The 22,581-nt window shown below is 72.0% G+C and carries 16 protein-coding genes; 10 read left to right on the forward strand and 6 right to left on the reverse strand.

Annotated elements, in window-relative coordinates; all coding sequences use genetic code 11:
- Positions 1-35: 35 nt before the first annotated feature.
- Positions 36-1,097, forward strand: coding sequence for an alpha/beta hydrolase (locus tag ABEA87_RS19360; protein ID WP_345631388.1), 1,062 nt, complete (start codon positions 36-38; stop codon positions 1,095-1,097).
- On the opposite strand, the gene ABEA87_RS19365 is transcribed toward ABEA87_RS19360, so the two are convergent.
- Entirely contained in the window at positions 1,069-1,683 is a 615-nt protein-coding gene (locus tag ABEA87_RS19365) for a hypothetical protein (protein ID WP_345631389.1), read from the reverse strand. The genes ABEA87_RS19360 and ABEA87_RS19365 overlap by 29 nt on opposite strands.
- A gap of 84 nt (positions 1,684-1,767) precedes the next feature.
- Positions 1,768-2,331, reverse strand: a complete 564-nt coding sequence (locus ABEA87_RS19370; protein ID WP_345631391.1) for a TetR/AcrR family transcriptional regulator — start codon at positions 2,329-2,331, stop codon at positions 1,768-1,770.
- Positions 2,332-2,480: 149 nt separating this feature from the next.
- Between ABEA87_RS19370 and ABEA87_RS19375 the strand changes: the two genes are divergently transcribed.
- Entirely contained in the window at positions 2,481-4,583 is a 2,103-nt protein-coding gene (locus ABEA87_RS19375; RefSeq protein WP_345631392.1) for a catalase, read from the forward strand.
- A gap of 89 nt (positions 4,584-4,672) precedes the next feature.
- On the opposite strand, the gene ABEA87_RS19380 is transcribed toward ABEA87_RS19375, so the two are convergent.
- On the reverse strand, positions 4,673-7,177 hold the full coding sequence (locus ABEA87_RS19380) for a Tex family protein (protein ID WP_345631434.1): 2,505 nt from the start codon (positions 7,175-7,177) through the stop codon (positions 4,673-4,675).
- Positions 7,178-7,243: 66 nt separating this feature from the next.
- Between ABEA87_RS19380 and ABEA87_RS19385 the strand changes: the two genes are divergently transcribed.
- Positions 7,244-7,789, forward strand: coding sequence for a DUF1697 domain-containing protein (locus ABEA87_RS19385; protein ID WP_345631393.1), 546 nt, complete (start codon positions 7,244-7,246; stop codon positions 7,787-7,789).
- A 29-nt stretch (positions 7,790-7,818) separates the two neighbouring features.
- Here ABEA87_RS19385 and ABEA87_RS19390 read toward each other — a convergent pair whose 3' ends face one another.
- The 3 genes from ABEA87_RS19390 to ABEA87_RS19400 all read right to left on the reverse strand — a co-directional run bounded on the left by ABEA87_RS19390 (position 7,819) and on the right by ABEA87_RS19400 (position 12,744).
- Positions 7,819-8,565, reverse strand: a complete 747-nt coding sequence (locus ABEA87_RS19390; RefSeq protein ID WP_345631395.1) for an SDR family oxidoreductase — start codon at positions 8,563-8,565, stop codon at positions 7,819-7,821.
- A gap of 146 nt (positions 8,566-8,711) precedes the next feature.
- Positions 8,712-9,389, reverse strand: a complete 678-nt coding sequence (locus ABEA87_RS19395) for a BON domain-containing protein (protein ID WP_345631396.1) — start codon at positions 9,387-9,389, stop codon at positions 8,712-8,714.
- An 82-nt stretch (positions 9,390-9,471) separates the two neighbouring features.
- Complete coding sequence (locus ABEA87_RS19400) at positions 9,472-12,744, reverse strand: helix-turn-helix transcriptional regulator (protein WP_345631397.1); 3,273 nt, start codon at positions 12,742-12,744, stop codon at positions 9,472-9,474.
- Between the two features lie 199 nt (positions 12,745-12,943).
- On the opposite strand from ABEA87_RS19400, the gene dnaK reads away from it, so the two are divergent.
- The 7 genes from dnaK to ABEA87_RS19435 all read left to right on the forward strand — a co-directional run bounded on the left by dnaK (position 12,944) and on the right by ABEA87_RS19435 (position 22,516).
- Positions 12,944-14,818 carry a molecular chaperone DnaK gene (gene dnaK, locus ABEA87_RS19405; RefSeq protein WP_345631399.1) on the forward strand — a complete coding sequence of 625 codons (1,875 nt, stop codon included), beginning with the start codon at positions 12,944-12,946 and terminating at the stop codon, positions 14,816-14,818.
- Positions 14,815-15,357, forward strand: a complete 543-nt coding sequence (locus ABEA87_RS19410) for a nucleotide exchange factor GrpE (protein ID WP_345631400.1) — start codon at positions 14,815-14,817, stop codon at positions 15,355-15,357. Before dnaK ends, ABEA87_RS19410 begins: the two co-directional genes overlap by 4 nt.
- Before the next feature lie 73 nt (positions 15,358-15,430).
- Positions 15,431-16,216 (forward strand): aldo/keto reductase, encoded by a 786-nt coding sequence (locus ABEA87_RS19415; RefSeq protein ID WP_345631402.1) that lies wholly within the window; start codon positions 15,431-15,433, stop codon positions 16,214-16,216.
- 113 nt (positions 16,217-16,329) lie between these two features.
- Positions 16,330-16,743: a pilus assembly protein CpaE gene (locus tag ABEA87_RS19420; RefSeq protein WP_345631404.1), complete on the forward strand. Its 414-nt coding sequence runs from the start codon at positions 16,330-16,332 to the stop codon at positions 16,741-16,743.
- A 5-nt stretch (positions 16,744-16,748) separates the two neighbouring features.
- Positions 16,749-17,561, forward strand: a complete 813-nt coding sequence (locus tag ABEA87_RS19425) for a DUF1707 SHOCT-like domain-containing protein (RefSeq protein WP_345631406.1) — start codon at positions 16,749-16,751, stop codon at positions 17,559-17,561.
- Positions 17,562-17,653: 92 nt separating this feature from the next.
- The gene (locus ABEA87_RS19430) at positions 17,654-20,065 is read left to right on the forward strand and encodes a transglycosylase domain-containing protein (RefSeq protein WP_345631407.1); all 2,412 of its coding nucleotides are present in this window, start codon (positions 17,654-17,656) and stop codon (positions 20,063-20,065) included.
- 261 nt (positions 20,066-20,326) lie between these two features.
- On the forward strand, positions 20,327-22,516 hold the full coding sequence (locus ABEA87_RS19435; RefSeq protein WP_345631408.1) for a diguanylate cyclase: 2,190 nt from the start codon (positions 20,327-20,329) through the stop codon (positions 22,514-22,516).
- Positions 22,517-22,581 lie beyond the last annotated feature (65 nt).

Below are 22,581 nucleotides of genomic sequence, written 5' to 3' on the forward strand. Positions count from 1 at the left end.
TGCCGCCCGCCCGGGGTGCTGGCAACATCCGCCGGATGAACGTGCGGCCCCTCCGCGTCGGCACCGGCGCGATCACCCAGAACGTCCTGGTCGGCGGCTCCGAGGACGGCGTCCCCGTACTGCTGGTCCACGGCAACTGCTCCAGCGCCGGGTACTGGCTTCCGCTGCTGCGCCGGCTGCCCGACTCGCTGCGCGTCGTCGCGCCGGACCTGCGCGGGTACGGTGCGACCGACCCCGCTCCGGTGGACGCCACCCGTGGGCTGCGGGACTTCGCCGACGACGTCGCCGCGCTGCTGGACGCCCCGGGGTTGTGGGCGGCCGGCTCCAGCCCGGTGGTGGTCGGGCACTCGATCGGCGGCGGCGTGGCCATGCAGCTGGCCATCGACCACCCCGACCGGGTGGCCGGGCTGCTGCTGGAGGCGCCCGTGTCGCCGTACGGGTTCGGCGGCACCCGGGACGAGCGGGGCACCCCGACCACGCCCGACTTCGCCGGTACCGGCGGCGGGTCGGTCAGCCCGGACTTCGTCGCCCGGCTGGCCCGGGGCGATCGCGGCGACGACGAACCGACCAGCCCGCGCAACGTCCTGCGCGCCTCCTACGTCGCGGACCCGGCCAGCCTGGGTGCCGACGAGGAGGCGCTACTGGACACGGTGCTGTCCACCCTGGTCGGCACGGACAACTATCCCGGCGACGGGGTGGAGAGCCCGAACTGGCCGGGCTCGGCCCCGGGTACCCGGGGGGTGACGAACGCGATCTCGCCGAGGTGGTTCCGGACGGCCGAGGACCTGATCGGGCTGGCGGTGAAGCCCCCGATCGTCTGGGTGCACGGCGCCGCCGACGCGATCGTCTCGGACACCTCCCTGTTCGACCTGGCCTACCTCGGCAAGCTCGGCGCGGTGCCCGGCTGGCCCGGGGACGAGCAGTGCCCCCCGCAGCCGATGGTGGCGCAGACCCGGGCGGTGCTCGACGGGTACGCGTCGGCGGGCGGCACGTACACCGAGATCGTCTATGACGGCTGCGGGCACTCACCGCACGTCGAGCGGCCGGCCGAGTTCGCCGAGGCGCTGCTCAAGCTGGTGACGTCGGTGTCTCGCTAGGAATTTCGCGCGGTGCCGCCCGATCCCCGGGCGGCACCGGGGAAAACTGCCCGAGGCGCAGCTGGTCGGCGATCCGGTCCCGGGCGCGCAGCGCCGCCCGCCAGCCGACGACGTCGGTCCGGTGCCGCTTTCCCGTCCGGTCGCACCTGGCCTCCACGGTCCACGGGCGGCGCAGCAGGACCCGGGCCGGGATCGCGACCGCGGCCAGGCACACCACGACCACCACGTCCACGACCAGCAGCAGGAGGGGCAGGAGCAGCCACCAGAACAGGAAGCCGAACAGGATGAGCCCGATGATCACCAGGATCCCGATCAGGAGATCGTCGGCCAGATTGTCGAACCAGCCTCCGCCCCCGCCTCCGCCCCCGCCCGCCCTGGCGACGTCCTGGGCGAGTTCGGCCGGGCCGCTGAGGTCGTTCAGGCTCGCGGCGCCGCCGGAGCCGGCGCGGGCCGGGGTGGGCTCGGACCGCTTGCGCGTGCGCCGCCAGCCGCCGAACCGGCGGGCCAGCGGTCGCCACCGGGGCTGCCAGACCACGCGTACCCGCCAGGACGTCGAATCCGGTGCGAAAACGGTAACGGTGCGCACACCGGGCAGTGTATCGATCTTGCGCGACCCCGCCGGTTCCCGTGACGGTGAGCGCCGCGTGCCGGTTGCCCCGCGCGGGCGGGCTCAGCGGTCCAGCAGGTACCGCTGGATGGTCGGGGCCAGCCAGGCCACCACCTCGTCGTGGGACAGCTGCGCGATCGGCGCGAGCCGCAGCACGTACCGCGCCAGGGCCAGCCCGAGCACCTGGGAGCTGACCAGGGCGATCCGGACCGGTACCTGTGCCGGATCCGGGCACAGCGGGGCGAGCACCGGCCCGACCTGGGCCGAGAAGATCTCTCTCATCCGCTCGGCCGCCGCCTCGTTGGTCGCCCCGGCGCGCAGCAGCGCGGTCAGCGTCTCGTCCGACTCCCAGCGTTCGAGCATGTGCCGGACGAGCACCTGGCCGACGGTCTCGACCGGTACCCCGGACAAGTCCGGCAGCCGCAGGTCGAACTCGGCGGCGGCGGCGAACAGCCGCTCCTTGCTGCCGTAATAGCGCATCACCATGGCCGGGTCGATGCCGGCGTCCGCCGCGATCGCCCGGATGGTGGCCCGCTCGTACCCGCCGGCGGCGAACCGCTCCCTCGCCGCGGACAGGATGGCGGCCCGGGTGGCGTCGGAGCGGCGGCCTCTGGCGGTGTCGGTCACGCCAATGAATGTAGGTCAACGGCCGTTGACGCGAAAGCCTTCCCGCGCGTCCGGAACGATGGTGTCTGAGCGCAGCGCCCCAACCTGTCCCGTTTGCCGGGTGGGCGGCGCGGGTAAGGGCGCACGACGAACGACCTCAGGAGGGCCCCGTGACCGAACTCCGGCGCGACGACAAAGATCAACAACTCGCCTCGGCGCGGGTCGATCACGCCGACACCAGGCTCACCACCGATCAGGGCATCCCGGTCGAGGACACCGACAACTCGCTGCACGCTGGCACGCGGGGCCCCAGCCTGCTGGAGGACTTCCACCTCCGCGAGAAGGTGATGCGCTTCGACCACGAGCGGATCCCCGAACGGGTGGTACACGCCCGGGGCTCGGGCGCGTACGGCTACTTCCAGGTCTACGAGTCGCTGGCCCGGTACACCACCGCCGAGTTCCTGTGCGACCCGTCGCTGCATACCCCGGTGTTCGTCAGGTTCTCCACGGTCCAGGGCTCGCGCGGCTCCGCTGACACCGTGCGGGACGTGCGTGGCTTCGCCACGAAGTTCTACACCGGCCAGGGCAACTTCGACCTGGTCGGCAACAACATGCCGGTGTTCTTCATCCAGGACGGGATCAAGTTCCCCGACGTCATCCACGCGGTCAAGCCCCAGCCCCGCAACGAGATCCCGCAGGGCGCCTCCGCGCACGACAGCTTCTGGGACTTCGTATCCCAGCAGCCGGAGACCATGCACCACGTCATGTGGCTGATGTCCGACCGGGCCATCCCGCGCAGCTTCCGCACCATGCAGGGCTTCGGGGTGCACACCTTCCGGCTGGTCAACGCGCAGGGCGGGAACACGTTCGTGAAGTTCCACTGGACCCCGGTGCTCGGCACGCACTCCCTGGTCTGGAACGAGGCGCAGAAGATCGCCGGCGTGGACCCGGACTTCAACCGGCGCGACCTGTGGGAGTCCATCGAGTCCGGGGCGCTGCCCGAGTACGAGCTCGGGCTGCAGTTCATCCCGGAGGACCGGGAGTTCGACTTCGACTGGGACTTGCTGGACCCGACGAAGATCATCCCGGAGGAGCTGGTTCCGGTCACCCCGGTCGGGAAGCTGGTGCTCAACCGCAACCCGGACAACTTCTTCGCCGAGACCGAACAGGTAGCGTTCTGCGTCGGCAACGTGGTGCCCGGCATCGACTTCACCGACGATCCGCTGCTGCAGGCGCGGCTGTTCTCGTACCTGGACACCCAGCTGACCCGGCTCGGTGGGCCCAACTTCGCGCAGCTACCGGTCAACCGGCCGCTGGCTCCGGTGCATCACCACCAGCAGGACGGGTTCGGCCAGCACGAGATCCCGATGGGGGAGGGCAACTACCACCCGAACACGCTCGGCGGCGGCTGCCCGGTGGTACCGGGGGGCGACGGGTTCCGGCACTTCCCGGAGCGGGTGGACGGGCACAAGATCCGGCGCCGCAGCGAGACCTTCGCCGACCACTACAGCCAGGCGACGCTGTTCTGGAACAGCATGTCGGACTGGGAGCGCTCGCACATCATCGAGGCGTACCGGTTCGAGTTGGGCAAGTGCGACCGGATGGACGTCCGGAAGCGGCTGGTCGACCACCTGGAGCAGATCGATCACCAGTTGGCAGTGGCCGTCGCCGCCGGCATCGGCGTGGACGAGCCCGCACCGGTCGGCGAGAACCACGGGCGCAGCTCCCCGGCGCTGAGCCTGACCGCGCGGACCGGTGAGGGAGTCCTCGGCCGGCGCGTGGCGATCCTCGCCGCCCCGGGCGTGGAGGAGGTCGGCCTGTCCCGGCTGTGCCAGGCGCTCGACCAGCGGGGCGCGAAGGCCGACCTGCTCGCGCCGGCGGCCGGCCCGCTGCGCACCAACAACCAGGACACGCTCGAACTACCGGAGGCGAAGGCGCTGAACACGATGGCCTCGGTGCTCTACGACGCCGTGGTGATCGCCGGCGGCGAGGACAGCGCGGCGGCGCTGGTCGAGGACGGGTACGCGGTGCACTTCGTGGCCGAGGCATACCTGCACGCCAAGCCGATCGGCGCGGTGGCCGAGGGGGTGAGCCTGCTGCGGCGGGCGGGACTGCCGGGCGCGGACGGCGCACCGGCCCCGGACGGTGCCGGGGCCGGGGTGGTAATCCAGACTGAGAACGGGCCGGCCGGCGCCGACTTCCTGGAGGAGTTCATCGGCGCGCTGACCGGCCAGCGGTACTTCCAGCGACCCCGCAAGGCCGTCGTCGCCTGATCCGCCCGCACCGCCCCGGATGACTTCCGAATCTTGGTGGGTTTCCCCGCGCGGGAAAACCCACCAAGATCTCACGTTTCAGGCGTGGGTCAGCGGCGGTCGCGGCCCTTGTCCACGAGGCCGGCGCGGCGCAGTGCGTCGGCCATGGCGGTGTTGAAGGCGCGCGAACCTCCGCCGCCCCCGGAGCCGCCCGAGCCACCCGAGCCGCCTGAGCCGCCACTGGAGCCGCCGGGGGCACCGCCCTTGGCTCCGCTGGAGCCTCCGGTGCCGCCGCGGGAACCGCCCGAACGGCTGCCCGAGCGCCCCGAGCGCCGCCGCTCCGGCCCGTCACCGGAGCCACCCTGACCGGCACCCGTACCAGGGGCGCCGCCCCCGCCGGGGGCGCCGGGAGCGCCTCCGCCACCCGGCGCGCCCCCGGCGGCGTCCAGCGGCTCGTCCAGCCGCAGCGTCAGCGAGATGCGCTTGCGCGCGATGTCCACGTCGAGCACCTTCACCCGTACGATGTTGCCCGGCTTGACCACATCACGCGGATCTTTCACGAAATTCTTCGACATCGCGGACACGTGGACCAGCCCGTCCTGGTGCACCCCGATGTCGACGAACGCGCCGAACGCGGCCACGTTGGTGACCACGCCCTCCAGCTGCATGCCGGGCTTGAGGTCGGCGAGGGTCTCCACGCCGTCGGCGAACACGGCGGTCTTGAAGGCCGGGCGCGGGTCGCGGCCCGGCTTGTCCAGCTCGCCGAGGATGTCGCTGACGGTGGGCAGGCCGAAGGTGTCGTCCACGAAGTCGGTGGGTTTGATCTTGCGCAGCAGCGCCGTGTTGCCGATCAACGAGGTGATGTCGGTGCTGGTGGCGTCGATGATCCGGCGCACCACCGGATATGCCTCGGGGTGCACGCTGGAGGCGTCGAGCGGGTCGTCGCCGCCGCGGATGCGCAGGAACCCGGCGCACTGCTCGAACGCCTTGGGGCCGAGCCTGGAGACCTGCAGGAGCGCCTGGCGGGACCGGAACGGCCCGTTGGCGTCCCGGTGCGCCACGATGCTGCCGGCCAGCCCGGAGCCGACGCCGGACACCCGGGTCAGCAGCGGCGCGGAGGCGGTGTTCACGTCCACGCCGACCGCGTTGACGCAGTCCTCCACCACCGCGTCCAGCGACTTGGCGAGCTTGCTCTCGGCCAGGTCGTGCTGGTATTGGCCCACGCCGATCGACTTAGGGTCGATCTTGACCAGCTCGGCCAGCGGATCCTGGAGCCGGCGGGCGATGGAGACCGCCCCGCGCAGCGACACGTCCATGCCGGGCAACTCCTGCGAGGCGTACGCGGAGGCCGAATACACCGAGGCGCCGGCCTCGGACACCATCACCTTGGTCAGGCTCAGGTCGGTGTGCGCGGCGATCAGATCGGTGGCCAGCTTGTCGGTCTCCCGGGAGGCGGTGCCGTTGCCGATCGCGATGAGCTCGACGCCGTGTGCGTGGGCCAGCCGGGCCAGGGTGGCGATCGACTCGTCCCAGCGGCGCTGCGGTACGTGCGGGTAGATGGTCTCGGTGGCGACCACCTTGCCGGTCGCGTCGACGACCGCGACCTTCACCCCGGTGCGGAAGCCCGGGTCCAGGCCCATCGTGGTGCGCGCCCCGGCCGGCGCGGCGAGCAGCAGGTCGCGCAGGTTGGCGGCGAACACCCGGACGGCCTCGTCCTCGGCCGCCTGGCGCAGCCGCATCCGCAGGTCGATCGACAGGTGCCCGAGGACGCGGGTGCGCCAGGCCCAGCGCACGGTCTCCACCAGCCATCGGTCGGCGGGCCGGCCGGCGTCCGAGATGCCGAACTGCGCGGCGATGTTCCGCTCGTAGCTGCTCGGCCCGTCCACCGGCTCCTCGGGCTCCATGACCAGGTCGAGCGCCTCCTCCTTCTCGCCCCGGAACAGCGCCAGGATGCGGTGCGAGGGCAGCGTGGTCAGTGGCTCGGAGAAGTCGAAGTAGTCGGAGAACTTGGCCCCCGTGTCCTCCTTGCCCTCGCGCACCTTGGACACCATCCGGCCCCGCGACCACATCTGCTCGCGCAGCGCGCCGATCAGGTCGGCGTCCTCGGCGAACCGCTCGGTCAGAATGGCCCGGGCGCCCTCCAGCGCGGCGGCCGCGTCGGCCACGCCCTTGTCGGCGTCGACATATCCGCCGGCGGTGGCCTGCGGATCGAGGCCCGGATCGGCGAGCAGCGCGTCGGCCAGCGGCTCCAGGCCGGCCTCCCGGGCGATCTGCGCCTTGGTCCGCCGCTTGGGCTTGTAGGGCAGGTAGATGTCCTCGAGCCGAGCCTTCGAGTCGGCCGCCATGATCTGGCCCAGCAGGGCGTCGTCGAGCTTGCCCTGGCCGCGGATCGACTCGATGATCGCGGTGCGCCGCTCCTCCAGCTCCCGCAGGTAACCCAGTCGCTCCTCGAGGGTGCGCAGCTGCGCGTCATCGAGGGCGCCGGTGGCTTCCTTGCGGTACCGAGCGACGAACGGCACGGTCGCTCCGCCGTCGAGCAGATCCACGGCCGCCCGGACCTGTCCTTCCCGGACGCCGAGCTCGGTGGCGATCTGCTGATTAATGGAGGCGGTCACGGTGGTGGTCACGGTGCGCCATCCTACGGGTGCCCGCCGACACTTCCCGGGATGGTCTAATCGGGCGTGGTCAGATACGCGGTCATGCTGCGCGGCATCAATCTCGGCTCGAACCGCCGGGTCACCATGCAGGACCTGCGTGCCCTGCTGTCCGGCCTCGGCTACCAGGACGTGCGCACGCTGCTGCAGAGCGGCAACGCGGTGTTCGGCGCCGCTAGCCGCAAACCGGACAAGCTCTCCGCGGAGATCACCGACCGGCTGGCCGCGGAGCTGGGCATGGACATCGGCTGCGTCATCCGCACCGCCGACGAGCTGGCCGCCGTCGTGGCGGCCAACCCGTTCCCGGACAAGGCCACCGAGGGTGCCAAGTTGGCGGTGACCTTCCTGGACGGGCCGGTGGATCCGGCCCGGTTCGCCGACACCGACCCGGCCGACTTCGCCCCCGACGAGTTCCGGCTGGCCGGCCGGGAGGTCTACGTGTGGCTGCCCAACGGGTTCAGCAACAGCCGGATTCCGGTGAACTTCTGGGACAAGCGGATCGACCGGGTGTCGACCACCCGCAACTGGAACACGGTCACCAAGCTGCTGGCGATGGTGAGCGGCGCCGCGTGATGAGCGCCGCCCGGTGATCGCCGCGCGGGCTACAGCCCGCCGTTGCTGTACAGCAGTTGGCCGTTGACCCAGCCGCCCTGCGGCGAGCAGAGGAACGCGACGAGGTTGGCGCAGTCCACCGGCTCGCCCAGCCGACCCAGCGGGGTCGCCTCGGTGAAGCGTTTGATCAACTCCGGGGTCATCCAGCCGGTGTCGACCGGGCCCGGATTGATGACGTTGGCGGTCACGCCCAGGTGGCGCAGCTCCTTCGCGGCCGCGATGGTGATCCGGTCCAGCGCGCCCTTGCTGGCCCCGTACGGCAGGTTGTCGACCGTGTGATCGCTGGTCAGCGCGATGATGCGCCCGGCGCCGAAGGGCTCCCGGTAGCGCCGGGCGAACTCGCGGATGAGCAGCCAGGAGGCCCGGGTGTTGACCGCGAAGTGCCGGTCGAAGCTCTCCAGGCTGGTGTTCAGCAGGCCGGAATCCACCGACTCGCAGTGCGCCATGACCAGCGCCCGGACCGGGCCGAGCGCGCCGACCACCTCGTCCAGGAGGCGGGCCGGGGCCTCGGGGTCGGTCAGGTCGGCGGGCGCACCGTGACCGCGCGCGCCCAGCTCGGCGAGCTGGTGCTCGATCCGTTCGGGGGCCTCGTCGTCGGCGCCCCAGACCATCCGCTGGTCGTACGGCCGCCAGTACGAGTAACCGATGTCCCAGCCCTCGGCGGCCAGCCGGGCCACGATGGCCGCGCCGATGCCGACCCGTCGTCCGACCCCGGTCACCAGCGCCACAGGTCTCATCCCAGCGACCTTAGGCGAAGAGGGGAGGGCGGGGGAGCGGTTTCTGATCCCGCCCCGTGCGGTCCGGCCGGGCCTGCCCGACGCCGGTCAGGGATGAGGTCGGCCGGCCCGTCCCCCGTTGACGAGCCGGCCGTGATCATGGTGGGTCAGAGCGTGACGGCGATCCGGTTGTCCACCGACGTCACCCCGGGGGCGGACCAGGCCACCCGCTCGGCCTCCTGCTTCTCGACCCACGAGCGCACCGAACCCCGCAGAATCACCTTGTCGGTCTCGACGTCGACGTTGACCTGCTCGGCGTCGGTCTCCGCGTTGCGGCTCAGCGCGTCCTCGATGCGCTGGCGCAGCTCCCCCGCGGAGGGCTGGATGCGGGGCCGTACCGTGACCAGGTTGGTCACGCCGCGCACGCCGGAGAGCCGGCGTACGGCCCGCTCCGCCGAGCGGCGCTGGTACTCCCACTCGACCTCGCCCTTGACCGTCACCCAGCCGCGAGCCACGGTGATGTCGAGCCGCTCGATCGGCACGAAGGCGTCCCACTCCAGGGCCCGGGTGGCCGCGCCGGCGATGTCGGCGTCGGTGCGCTCGGCGGAGCTGGGCAGCCTGACCTCGATGTCGTTGGCCACCGCCCGCACGCCGTTGACGCGGTGCGCGGTGCGCTCGGCGGTCCACTTCTTGCCGTAGTTGTCCACCCAGCCGGTCAGGGCCACCACGCCGTCGTTGACGGTCACGCCGATCTCGTTGGGCTGGACCCGGGCGTCCCAGCTGAACTCCTCCAGGACATCCCGTTGGATCTGGTCGTCGGTACGAGTCACCGATGGGCCGGTCATCTGCGGATACCCTTCCTGACGCCTACCCGCCGATCGTTGCGCCGTACCGGGTGAGGTCCCCTCACCCTCACGCGGTGAACCGTCACAGCAGGTGCAGTTCGCGAGCCCGGCGAACCGCGTCCCGGCGGCGCGCGGCGTCCAGTTTGCGGTAGATGTTGCGGACATGCGTCTTGACCGTGTTCACCGACAGGGACATCTCCACGGCGATCTCGGTGTTCGACAGGATGCTCTGCAGGTACCGCAGCACGGTCAGCTCGCGCTCGGTGAGCGGTTCGGCCAGGGTGGCCGGCGCCGCCGCGCCCGGGTCGGCCGGCGCCGGCCGTTCGCCGGCCGCGACCAGCTCGTTCACCAGTGACCAGCAGGCCGTGCCCGAGTCCAGGTGCTCGATGAGCAACTCCCGCGCGGACGCGCCGGCCCGGGTGAACACCCGCCGGTAGCCCTCGGGCTCGGCCAGCCGCAGCACCTGTTCCAGCGTCCGGCTGGCCCGGCGGGTGTCGCCGGCCCGGCGGGTGGCGAGCGCCTCGACCAGCCCGGCGGACAGCCGGACCGGCAGCGGCGCGCCGGCCTCCTCGTGCCAGCCGTGCAGCGTGCGCAGCGCGGCCGCCGGATCGCCGTCGCGCAGGTACGCGTGGGCCCGGGCGACCGCCAGCGCGGGGTCGCGCGCCGGGGCGGGGGCCGGCCCCTGCTGCCCGGCGGCCCCGGGCGCGGCCGACACCTGCCGGGTGGCGCCCGGCGGCGCGCCGGATCCATGCCGCACCGGCCCGTGCTGGGCGGTTCCGTGCTGGGCGGTGCCGAGCTGAGTGGTCCCGTGCTGGGCGGTGCCGAGCTGAGTGGCCCCGTGCTGGAGAGCCCCCGGCTGCGGCGGGCGGGACGGTCCGCCGGAGGGGGTGTGGGCGAGCAGCCGCCGTACCGTCTCGGCGTCGCCGTGGGCCGTGCGCAGGTCGGCCTCGACCGCCGCGAACCACTGCTCCAGGAACGCCGACGGTGGCCGGTCGGCCAGATCGCGCCGCCCGGCCGACAGCACCTCGTACCCCTTGGCCAGCTCGCCCTGCTCGTGCAGCAGCTGCGCGGAGACCACCGCCACGCAGCCGGCCAGCACCGGCTCCGAACCCGGCTCGCACGCGCCGGCCGCGAAGTCCACCTCGGAACGGGCGCGGCCCAGCCGGTCCCGCTGGATGTCCACCAGAGCCAGCGCCAGGTACGCGTAGCCGCGGTGCACCGCCCGGGACTGGCCGGGGCAGGGCGGCAGGGCGATGGCATCCTGCGCGGTGCGCTGGGCGGCGCGCAACTCGCCGCGTACCGCCTGGACGAACGCGAGGGTGCTGGCGCACACGAGCCGGGGGCAGGACAGCCCGGCGGCCTCGGCGTGGGCGAGGCCGGTGCGCAGGGCGGCCTCGGCCGCGTTCAGGTCGGCGGCGGTCAGCTCTGCGGTACCGAGCGCGGCCAGCGCGATCGCGGCCGGCCCGGCCTCGGCCGAACCCCCCGCCCCGCCAACAGTTCCGGCCCGGCCAACAGTTCCCGCTCCGCCAACAGTTCCGGCCCCGCCAACCGTTCCCGCTCCGGCGGTCGTTCCGGCCCCGGTCGCGGTCGGCTCGTCCGCGCCGTTCGGCCCGTCCGCGCCGTCCGGCCCGAGTGCGCCGTCCGGCCCGAGTGCGCCGTCCGGCCCGAGTGCGCCGTCCTGCCCGAGTGCGCCGTCCGGTCCGACCGACCCGATCGGTCCGACCGACCCGATCGGTCCGACCGACCCGATCGGTCCGACCGATCCGATCGGGGCGACCGACCCGACAGGGGCGACCGGGCCGAGCAGGTCGAGCATGGCGAGCGCCGCGCGCCGGGTCTGCGCAGCGTCGCCGCGCTGCTGGGCCTGTGCCAGCCGCAGCGCCGTCGTGATCAGCGCGAACCGGTCCCGGCGGTCCTCGTCGAGCAGGTGGCGGTGCCCGTCGGCCAGCCGCAGGTACCCCTCGGCGGTGTCCAGGTCGCGCAGGTCCAACCGTTCGGCGGCGTACGCCAGGGCCAACTCCGGGTCGGCCCGGATGGCGTCGGCCGGCGGCGGCGGCATGGGCGCGGGCAGCTGCTCGTCGTGCCCGTACCGGGCCAGGTGGTGCCAGTTGCCGACGAGCAGCCCGGTGGCGTATCCCCAGTCCTGCGCGGCCAGCGCGTGGCGCAGGGCGTCCACCGGCTGATCCTGCCCGGCGTGCCAGCGGGCCGCCCGCCGGTGCAGGTCGGCGATGCGCTCGGGCGCCTGCCGGTGCAGCCGGGCGCGCAGCAGTTCCCCGAACATCCGGTGGTACCGGTACCACGACGGCCGGGAGTCCAGCGGCACCACGAACGTGTTGGTCCGGGACAGCTCGGCGAGCACCTGGTCGCCGTCGTCGCGCCCGGTCAGCGCCTCGACCAGCCCGCCGCACAACCCTTGCAGGATCGAGGTGTCCACCATCGCGTCCTGGATGCCGGGGGACTGGTCCTCGAACACCTCACCGATCAGGTACTCGGTGACGGTCGGGTCGTCCCCGGCGAAGTGGCCGGCGAACCTGGCCGGGTCCGGGTGCTCCCGCAGGGACAGCGCGGCGAGCCGTACCCCGGCCGGCCAGCCCTCGGTGTGTGCCTGCAGCGCGTCGAGGGCGGGGCCCGGCAGCGCCAGCTCCTGCTCACCCAGCAGCCGCGCGGTCTCGGCGGCGGTGAACGACAGCTCGGCGGCGCGCACCTCGGTCAGCTCGTCGCGCAGGCGCAGCCGGTGCAGCGGCAGCGCCGGGTCGACCCGGGTGGCGAGGATCAGCCGCAGTCCGCTGGCCGCGTGGCGCAGCAGGAACTCCAACCCGGACATCACGCCGGCGTCCTGGACGTGGTGGAAGTCGTCGAGCACCAGTACCGCCGGCTCGGCCAGGCCGGACAGCGCCCCGGCCAGCTCGGTGAGGTACCCGCTCGACCCGGGTACCGGCAGCGGTCCGGGTACCCCGGCCGAGTCCAGGGCGGCGTTGAGGTAACACCAGAACCGCTCGCCCGCGTCGTCGGGTTCGAGCGACAGCCAGCCGGTGCCGCCGCGTTCCCGTCCCCAGGTGCTCAGCAGCACCGTCTTGCCCCAACCCGCCGGCGCCACCAGTACGGTCAGCGGGCCGCGGGTTCCGGCGTCGAGCAGGTTGTGCAGCCTAGACCGGTTGACCAGGCTACCGGGCAGCGGCGGCATGGCGAGCTTGGAGACCAGCAGCGGCTCGGCGCCGACGGCGCCCGCCAGGCGAGCGGCGTCGTCGTCAACGACCGGATGACCTGCGGTTTCACCAGCGATGTCGGTATTGTCAGCAATGCCAATGTTACCGACGCTGTTGGTGAAATTGACCTCCGGGTGATCTTGAGGCACCCGTCCCACCCCCGTGGAGACCTCGAACAACCAACTCTTGCGTTATCCCCGGCGCGGCGGCGCAAACCGGCACCGGGCGAGGACGTTCATCCGCGGCGGGCGAACCGGGATCACCCGGCTAGTGCAGATCGTGGCGCTACGGAAGACGTTCGCCCGCCGAGGTGGCCCGAGCGGGACACGGGGGAGGTTGCACGCAGGGATGGTCAAGGCAGTCGGTATCGACCTCGGGACCACGAACTCCGTGATCTCCCTCGTCGAGGGCGGGTCGCCGATGGTGATCGTGAGCGCCGAGGGCTCCCGTACGACCCCCTCGGTGGTCGCCTTCACCGACGGCGAGCGCCTGGTCGGGCAGCTGGCCCGGCGCCAGGCAATCCTCAATCCCGGTGGTACCGCGTTCTCCGCCAAGCGGTTCGTCGGCCGGCGCTACGAGGAGATCTCCGAGGAGTCGCAGACGGTGGCCTTCACCGTCGTACCGGGGCCGGAAGGGATGGCGCGGTTCGACATCCACGGCGACCAGTACGCCCCGGAGGAGATCAGCGCGCAGATCCTCGGCAAGCTCGTCGAGGACGCCAGCCGGTACCTCGGCGAGCAGGTCACCCAGGCCGTGATCACGGTGCCGGCGTACTTCAACGACGTGCAGCGCGCGGCCACCAAGGAGGCCGGCCGCATCGCCGGGCTCGACGTGCTGCGCATCATCAACGAGCCGACCGCCGCCGCCCTGGCCTACGGGGTGGACAAGCGGCAGAACGAGACGGTGCTCGTATTCGACCTGGGCGGCGGCACCTTCGACGTGAGCGTGCTCGACGTCGGCGAGGGCGTGGTGGAGGTGCGGGCCACGGCCGGCGACACGCACCTGGGCGGCGACGACTTCGACCGCCGGCTGGTCGACCACCTGGCCGCCGGGTTCCAGCGCGAACACGGCATCGACCTGCGCGAGAACCCGCAGTCGCGGCAGCGGCTGTTCGAGGCCGCGGAGGCGGCCAAGGTCGAGCTGAGTTCGGTGTCGCACACCCAGGTCAACCTGCCCTTCATCGCCTCCGGCGGGGACGGCCCGAAGCACCTGTGCGAGACCGTCACCCGGGACGGGTTCGAGGAGCTGACCCGCGACCTGCTCGACCGGTGCGTGGAGCCGGTTCGGCAGGCGTTGAGCGACGCCGGGCTCGGCCCCAACCAGCTCGACGAGGTCATCCTGGTCGGCGGTTCCACCCGGATGCCGGCGGTGCAGGCGCTGGTCAGGAAGCTGACCGGCGGCCGGAAACCGAACATGAGCGTGAATCCGGACGAGGTAGTGGCGATGGGCGCGGCGATCCAGGCCGCGGTGCTGACCGGGCAGGGCCCGGACGTGGTGCTGCTGGATGTCATCCCGCTCTCGCTCGGGCTGGAGACGCTCGGCGGCGTGATGACCAGGCTGATCGAGCGCAACACCACCATTCCGGTGCGGCACAGCGAGGTGTTCTCCACCGCCGAGGACAACCAGTCGGCGGTGTCCATCGTGGTGCTGCAGGGGGAGCGGGAACGCGCGTCGGACAACCGGCTGATCGGCCGGTTCCTGCTGGAGGACATCCGGCCGGCCCAGCGCGGCGTACCCCAGATCGAGGTCACGTTCGACATCGATGTCAACGGCATGCTCACCGTGGCGGCCAAGGACACGCACACCGGGTCGGCGCAGGACATCACCATCACGAGGACCACGGATCTGAACCGGGTCGAGGTGGACCGCATGGTGACCGACGCGAACCGCAACCGCGACGAGGACGGGCGGATGCGCCGGCTCATCGACATGCGCAACGAGCTGGAGTCCGTCGCGTACCTGGTCGAACGCCGGCTGGACGAGCTGGAGGACGACGTACCCGTACACGAGAAGGCGCGCAGCGAGACGCTGTTGGCTCAGGCCCGGCAGGCGATGGAGGACCAGGCGCCGCTGGAGCAGATCGAGTCGATGAACACCGAGCTGCGCGAGATCGCCAAGGGGTTGGTCACCCTCGGCTCCAGGGTCCGGATGGGCGCCCCGGACCGGCTGGTGGGCGACGACGTGATCGACGTGAACACCGACGCGGGGCCCCAGGCGCGGTGAACCCCAGCAGCCAGCCCGAGCCCGGTGGCGTCCCGCTGTCGGGTCCACGGCGGGAGGAGACGGCCGGGACCGCGGGGCCGCGGATGCCCTCCGGCGCCCCGCCGGGGCTCGAGCAACTGTCGGATATCGAACAGCGGTGGCGCCGGGCCATGTCCGATCTGGACAATTTGCGCCGGCGCTACGACCGCCAGATGGCCCGGGATCAGGCCAACGAGCGGTGCCAGGTGGTCGCGGCGTGGCTACCGGTGGTGGACAACCTCGATCTCGCCGTGGCGCACGCCGGCAGCGGCGAGGGCGGCGTCGTGGAGGGGGTACGGGCGATCCGTGACCAGGCCGTCGCGGTGCTGTCCGAACTCGGCTACCCGCGCCACGACGAGATCGGGGTCCCGTTCGATCCGGTCACCCACGAGGCGCTGAGCGTGGAGTGCCCCGCCGACCAACCGCCAGGGGTGGTGCTGCGGGTGCTGCGGCCCGGGTACGGCGACGGGGACCGCCAGCTGCGCCCGGCCTCCGTGGTGGTCTCCGGCGAGGGCGGCTGACTGTCCAACATTGGCTAAGCGTGTCAGGCGGAGCCGATCGTTTCGCCCGTTCATGGTTGGGGACAATGTTCGCATGGAGGCAGGGGAGATGCCGGCGGTGACGCTGGCTGGCGACGTATCAATGCCGATCGTCGGTTTCGGGACCTGGCAGCTGGGCGGTGAGCAGGCCTACCAGGCGGTCCGGCAGGCGCTCGAGTCCGGGTACCGGCACATCGACACGGCGACGAACTACGGCAACGAGCAGGAGGTCGGCCGTGCCCTGCGGGACACCGGGCTGGCCCGCGGCGAGGTCTTCATCACCACCAAGGCGCCGCCGAGCGCCGCCGGTCGGGAGCGGGAGGCGATCACGGCCAGCCTGAACGCGCTGGGCGTGGACTACGTCGACCTGTGGCTGGTGCACTGGCCCCCGGCGGGCCGGGCGGCCCCCCCGATGTGGCGGGAGTTCCTGGCGGTGCGGGACAGGGGGCTGGTCCGGGCGATCGGCGTCAGCAACTACCGCACCGACCAGATCGACGAGCTGATCGAGGCGACCGGGCAGCCGCCGGCGGTCAACCAGATCCCGTGGAGCCCCGCCCAGCACGACCCGGGCCGGTTGGCCGACAGCCGGGACCGCGGGGTGGTCGTGGAGGGGTATAGCCCGCTCAAGGGCACCCACCTGCGGGACCGGTTACTGGTGGAGATCGCCGATGGGCACCAGGTGACGGTGCCGCAGGTGGTGCTGCGCTGGCACGTCCAGCACGGCATCCCGGTGATCCCGAAGTCCGCGAACCCTGGTCGGATCAAGGAGAACTTCGACCTGTTCGGCTTCTCGCTGAGCGAGGACGAGATGGCCCGCATCGACGGGCTGTCGAAGGAGTGAGCGGTCGGGCCGGTCCGCGCGGCGGGCCGGCCCCTGACGTGACACCCACGGCACCCACGCCGGATCGCGTGACGAGAATGGCCGTCGCGTCCGAGGGTGGGCACGATGGGAAGATGATCCCCCTCGATCTCGCTATCCGGCTGCGTGACGCCGGACTGGTGTGGCAGCCGAACGCCGGCGACTGGTTCGCCGTACCGGACCGCGACATGGACGACGAGCTGTTCGTGCTCAGCAACATGACCATCCAGGTGTACGAGGTGCCCGACGGCTCCGTGATCGGGTTCAACGGCACCACCCAGCGGGCGCTGGACGACCTGGACAAGGACGAGGCCGTGTGGCTGCCGCGCGAGGACCAGCTGCGCGAACTGCTCGGCCTGGCGTTCACGGCGCTGGAGCGCGCCCCGGACGGGTACCTGGTGCGCGGGCTCGCCGGCGAGTTCTCGGCCGAGAGCGTGGAGCGGGCGTACGGCGAGGCGTTGCTGCACCTGCTGGCAGGTCGTAGCGGGGACGGCAGGCCGCTACCCTGAGCGGCATGGCTGAGACCCCGGACCGCGCCGAACCCACCAACCGCGCCGAGCCCACCGGCGGCACCGCGGCTTCCGGTGGCGCCGCGGCTTCCGGTGGCGCCACGGCTCCCGATGGTGCCGTCGCCCCCGGTCGCGCCGGGACCGCTGACCGCGGGCAACTGCGCGCGTCCGACGCGGACCGCCAGCGGGTCGCCGAGATCCTGCACCGGGCGGCCGGGGAGGGCCGGCTCGCGCTGGACGAGCTGGACGAGCGGCTGGCCGTCGTCTACGCCGCGCGCACCTACGCGGAGCTGGAGCCGGTCACCGCCGACCTGCCCACGCACGGCGAGCGGCTGGCCCCCGCCGTGCCCCAGGCGCCGGGGCCGGCCCCGGCCCCGGTCCGGCCCCCGGGCTCACCCACCACCAAGGGCGCGGCCGTCGCGATAATGGGCGGCTTCCAGCGCAAGGGCGCCTGGGCCGCCCCCGGCACCTTCTCCTGCTTCGCGCTGCTCGGCGGCGGCGAGGTCGACCTGCGCGAGGCGCGCCTGATCGACGGCGAGATCACCATCTGGGCGTTCGCGTTCATGGGTGGGATCAGCGTGCTCGTGCCGGAGGATGCCATGGTGACCGTCAACGGCATCGGCATCATGGGCGGGTTCGACCACCGGGCGTCCGGCGCCGGGCAGACGGGCGGGCCGCGCATCACCGTCAACGGGCTGGCGTTCTGGGGCGGCGTGGACGTCAGGCGGCTACCCACCGAGGGCGAGCTGAAGCGCCGCAAAGAGGAACGCAAGCGGCGCAAGCGGGAACTGCCCGGGTCCGAGTACCCGGAAAATTGATGGATGATTTTGCGTTGATGTTGCATGAATCGATGCGAGTTTGCTCCCGACGAGGGACGTAACGCTCGCAGTTGGTCGCATACTCTGGATGCGTGTTCCGGCGACGTCGCTCCCGCAACCGTGACCACAGCCTGTTCTCGAACGCCGCGGCGCTGATCGCGTGCGGTCTGCTCGCCGGGGTCGTGGTCGCCGCCGCGCTGTTCCCGGTCGTGGCCATCTCCGGCCTGGCGGCGAAGACCGGCGCGGACGGCTTCGACGACCTGCCCACGCAGCTGACGGTGCAGCAGTCGCCGCAGATCAGCTACGTCTACGCGTCCGACGGCAAGACGCTGATCTCCACGTTCTACGACGAGGACCGGCGCGACGTGCCCCTCGCGCAGGTGGCCAAGGTGATGCAGGAGGCCATGGTCGCCGCCGAGGACACGCGTTTTTACCAGCACCACGGCGTGGACATCAAGGGTGTGGCCCGGGCTCTCGTGGCCGACCAGCAGGCCGGCCAGACCGAGCAGGGCGCGTCGACGCTGACCATGCAGTACGTGCGGCAGGCCGTCGAGTACTCGGCCGCCAGCCCGCAGCAGGTGGTCGACGCCACCGCGGACACCCCCGAGCGCAAGATTCGCGAGATGCGCTACGCGCTGTCCCTGGAGAAGCAGCTGACCAAGCAGCAGATCCTGGAGCGCTACCTCAACCTCGTGCCGTTCGGCAACAGCGCCTTCGGCATCTACGCCGCGTCCGAGGCATACTTCGGCATCGCGCCCAGCGCGCTGACCCTGGGACAGGCCGCGCTGCTGGCCGGGCTGCCCAAGGCGCCCAGCTCCTACGACCCGACCACCTCCGGCGGGCTCAAGCAGGCGACCGACCGGCGCGACAACTACGTGCTGGTGAACATGGTGAAGATGGGTTACATCAGCGAGGCGCAGCGGCAGGCCGCCATCAAGACGCCGCTGAAGTTCGTCGACCGGGTGTCACCCAACGGCTGCACTCTGGTCGCCAACAACAGCTGGGGCTTTTTCTGCGACTACTTCTACCGCTGGTGGTTGCAGCAGCCGGCGTTCGGCGCCGACGAGTACGAGCGGGAGATCCGACTCAAGACCGGCGGCTACACGATCGTCACCTCGTTGGACGTGGGTGCGCAGGCGTCGGCCAAGAAAAACGTGGAGAAGTACGACCAGACCGGCAGCAATCCGAGCGCGTTGATGCTCGCCGGCGTGCAGCCGGGCACCGGGCGCGTCGTGCTGATGGCCGCCAACCGCAACTTCAGCAACGACCAGTCGCACAACACGACCAGCTCCGACCCGGCCAAGGGCAGGCTGGGCATCAAAGGCAACAGCCCCAACACGACCAACCCGTTGATCAGCGGCGGCACCGACCTCGCCGGGTACCAGGCCGGCTCGTCGTTCAAGGTGTTCACCATGGTGGCGGCGCTGGAGCAGGGCGTGAAGCTGAACTACACCATCAACACCACGTCGCCGTACGTGTCGAAGTACCCGGTCGAGCCGGGCAGCCCGGCGTCGTGCCACGGCGCGCACTACTGCCCCGTCAACGACAACCCGCCCTACATGAACGGGCCACGCAACATGTGGACCGGACTGGGGCGCTCGGTGAACACCTACTGGGTGCCGATGGAGGAAAAGGTCGGCGCGCAGAACGCGGTCAACGTGGCAAAGGGCCTGGGCATCCAGTTCCGGGCGCCCTCCGACGCCTCGCTCGCCGCGAACGCCAGCCAGTGGGGTGCCTTCACCCTCGGTGTGTCCGCGACGACCCCGCTGGACATGGCCAACGCCTACGCCTCGCTGGCCGCGGACGGGCTGTACTGCGAGCCGCTGCCGGTCGACTCGATCAGTGACTTCGGCGGGCACAAGCTGGACGCCGCGAACCCGCGCTGCCACCAGGCGGTGCCGGTTGACGTGTCGCGCGCCGCGGTCGACGCCATGCGCTGCCCGGTCGGCGACCAGTCGGCGTTCGACCAGTGCGACGGCGCGACCGCCGCGAACATCCGGGACATGGTGGGCAAGCCGGTCGCCGGTAAGACCGGAACCACCGATGGTAACCAGACCGCGACGCTGATAACGATGACCAAACAGCTGTCGGTGGGCGGCATCCTCGCCGACCCGGACTGGTCGCAGACCACCCGGCTGCAACACGACGTCGGTGGCGTGGACCCGCACGCCGACGTGGTGAACCCGGCCGTGGGCGAGACCCTGCACGACGTGATGGTTGGCAAGCCGGGCATGGACTTCACCGCGCCGCCGCGCACGCTGGCCTTCGGCAAGCAGAGCGGGAGCAGCGTGACGTGCAAGTCGGTCTCCTCGGCCACGGCGACGCTGCGTGCCGGCGGATACCGGGTCAAGGTAAGCCGCGACCCGGTGGCCTCCAGCTGTCCGGCCGGAACGGTCGCCCGGGCCAAGCTGTCCGGCGGCTCCAACGGGACCGGTACGGCCACCCTTCAGATCAGCGAGGGACCCGCGGCGGGACGCGCGAGCCCCTCGGCCGGCGGTGACTGAGACCGCGCGGTGACGGAGTCAGCGCGGTCAGTGAGGTAGCGCGGTCACTGGGGCAGTGCGGTGATTGGCGCAGCGTGGCGCCGCTTGGCGTCCGTCGATGGGTGGTCTACGGTTTAGCACGTACCGAGACGCGCGGGGGGCCGTCCGGGGCCCGATAGTCCGCCACATCTAAAACAGGCAGGGCAGTCGGGTCATGACGCGGGCGGGCGGGCCGGCGATACGGTGACCTGACTCGATCAGATGACCGTGGGGGAAGCGGCAATGGAGCCGAAGGCGCGCGGTTGGCTCGCCTACCTGATCGTCGGGCTGGGCGTGACCGCTGCTTATTATCTGGTGCCGGCGGTCGGACCGCTGCGGGGCGCGAAAGTCGTGCTGTACTGCCTGGTCAGCGCCTCGGCGGCGGTGGCCCTCGGGTTCCGGCTGCGGCGCGACCGGCCCCCGCAGTGGCTGCCCTGGCTGATGCTCGGGCTCGGCCAACTGGTCTACGCCGGCGCCGACACCAGCTTTTTCGCGTCGCACCTGCTCGGCTCCGCCGGGCTGCTACAAGCTGCCTACCTGCTGTACCTGTCCCACTACCCGTTGGTGGTGCTCGGACTGGGTCTGCTGATCCGGTCCCGCATCCCGGGCCGGGACCTGGCCGGGCTGCTGGACGCCGGCGTGCTCGTGGTGGTGGCCGCGCTGCCGTACTGGCTGTACCTGGTCGAGCCGCACTCCCACTTCGCGATGTCGCTGAGCACGCGGGTCGTCTCCGTCGGCTACTCGGTGATGGATCTGGCGCTGCTCGGGGCGGCGGTGCGGCTGATGCTCGGCGCCGGGCGGCGTCCGGCCGCGTTCGTCCTGCTGTGCGGCAACCTGCTCGCGATGCTGGCGGCCGACACGGCCTTCTCGGTCCAGCGGCTGCACGGCGCGCAGGCCTCCGGCCGGGCGCTGGGCGCGGTGTGGCTGATCGCCGACCTGTGCCTGGGCGCGGCCGCGCTGCACCCGACAATGAGCAAGCTGGGCAAGCGCTCGCACGTGCGCGGCGCCCATGGAATGCCGACCCGGGTGGCCACGCTGTCCGCCACCGCGTTCACCGCGCCGGTGATGCTGGTGGTCGAGTGCGCCAACCACGCGTACCGCGACATCCCGGCCACCGCCGTGGCCTGCCTGCTGCTGTTCGGGCTCACCATCGCCCGGATCACCGCGCTGGTCGCCGCTCAGCGGCGCTCGGCCATCACCGACGCGCTGACCGGGCTGCACACCCGCCAGTTCGTCGAGGCGCAGCTGGCGCTGGAAGTGGCCCGGGCGCGGCGGTCCGGGTCGGCCGTTGCCATGTTCGTCATCGACATCGATAATTTCCATTCGGTCAATGACCGGTACGGCCATCCGGCGGGCGACCGGGCGCTGGTGGAGATCGCCCGTCGGCTGCGCGAGGCGGCGCGGCCGGGCGACGTGCTCGCCCGCTACGGCGGCGAGGAGTTCGCACTGCTGGCGCCGGGGCTGTGCCCGGACGAGCTGACCGCGATGTCCGCGCGGCTGTCCGATCGGCTCACCGGCAGCCCGGTCACGGTGTCGTCGAGCACCTACCTCATGGTCACCGTGTCGATCGGCGCGGCGGGCTACCCGAGCCACGGCGAGGGCCCCGGGGAGCTGGTCGCCGCGGTGGACCGGGAGCTGTCCCGGGCCAAGGCGCGCGGCCGTGCCGGTTCCGGCGAGCCGGCACCGCCGGCGGCCCCGCCGGCCGGTGCTAACCAGACCCCCATGGTTGACTTCCTGCGCCAGGTCGCCGATCAGGTGGACCTCTGGCTCTCCGCGCAGGAGCACAGCACCGCGGTCTCCCGGTGGGCGACGATGATGTCCGGCCGGCTCGGCCTGGACGAGGCCATCCGGTGGCGGCTGGAGTTGGCCGGCCGGCTGCACGACATCGGCAAGATCGTGGTGCCCGAGGCCATCCTCAGCAAGCCGACCCGGCTGACCGAGGAGGAGTGGCTGCTGCTGCGGCAGCATCCGGACCACGGTGCCCGGCTGGCCCGGCTGGTACCGGGATTCGACGCGGTGGCCGAGACCATCCGGCAGCACCACGAGCGGTACGACGGCGCCGGGTACCCGGACCGGTTGGGCGGGTCGGGCATCCGGCTGGAGGCACGGATCATCGCGGTCTGCGACTCCTGGGCGGCGATGCGCTCGGACCGGGCGTACCAGCCGGCGTTGAGCGAGGACCGGGCGCGCGAGCAGCTGTGGGCGGGCCGGGGCACCCAGTTCGACCCGGACCTGGTCGACCTGTTCCTCGACCTGCACGAGCGGGGCGAGGTGGGCCAGTTGAGCCTGCTGCGGCCCGCCGCCACCCCGTTCTCCGCCGAGACCGCCGCGCGTTTCAACGGCGGGCCGCTCTCCCTGCCCGGCCCGCGATCGGGGACGGTGCCCGCACCCCGCTCCGCGCCGGCCGCCACCTTCGACCGCCTGACTCCCTGACGGGGAAAGCCCTCAGGCTCATAGTCCACTGTGGATTATCCCTGATTGCGGCGTGTCGACGCGCC

This window comes from Rugosimonospora acidiphila (genome assembly GCF_039543385.1).
Classification (GTDB): Bacteria; Actinomycetota; Actinomycetes; order Mycobacteriales; family Micromonosporaceae; genus Rugosimonospora; species Rugosimonospora acidiphila.

Coding starts and splice junctions, on each gene's coding strand:
- ABEA87_RS19360 (WP_345631388.1), top strand. CDS start 36: ATGAACGTGCGGCCCCTCCGCGTCGGCACCGGCGCGATCACCCAGAAC.
- ABEA87_RS19390 (WP_345631395.1), bottom strand. CDS start 8,565: ATGAGACCTGTGGCGCTGGTGACCGGGGTCGGACGACGGGTCGGCATC.
- ABEA87_RS19395 (WP_345631396.1), bottom strand. CDS start 9,389: ATGACCGGCCCATCGGTGACTCGTACCGACGACCAGATCCAACGGGAT.
- dnaK (WP_345631399.1), top strand. CDS start 12,944: ATGGTCAAGGCAGTCGGTATCGACCTCGGGACCACGAACTCCGTGATC.
- ABEA87_RS19415 (WP_345631402.1), top strand. CDS start 15,431: ATGGAGGCAGGGGAGATGCCGGCGGTGACGCTGGCTGGCGACGTATCA.
- ABEA87_RS19420 (WP_345631404.1), top strand. CDS start 16,330: ATGATCCCCCTCGATCTCGCTATCCGGCTGCGTGACGCCGGACTGGTG.
- ABEA87_RS19425 (WP_345631406.1), top strand. CDS start 16,749: ATGGCTGAGACCCCGGACCGCGCCGAACCCACCAACCGCGCCGAGCCC.
- ABEA87_RS19435 (WP_345631408.1), top strand. CDS start 20,327: ATGGAGCCGAAGGCGCGCGGTTGGCTCGCCTACCTGATCGTCGGGCTG.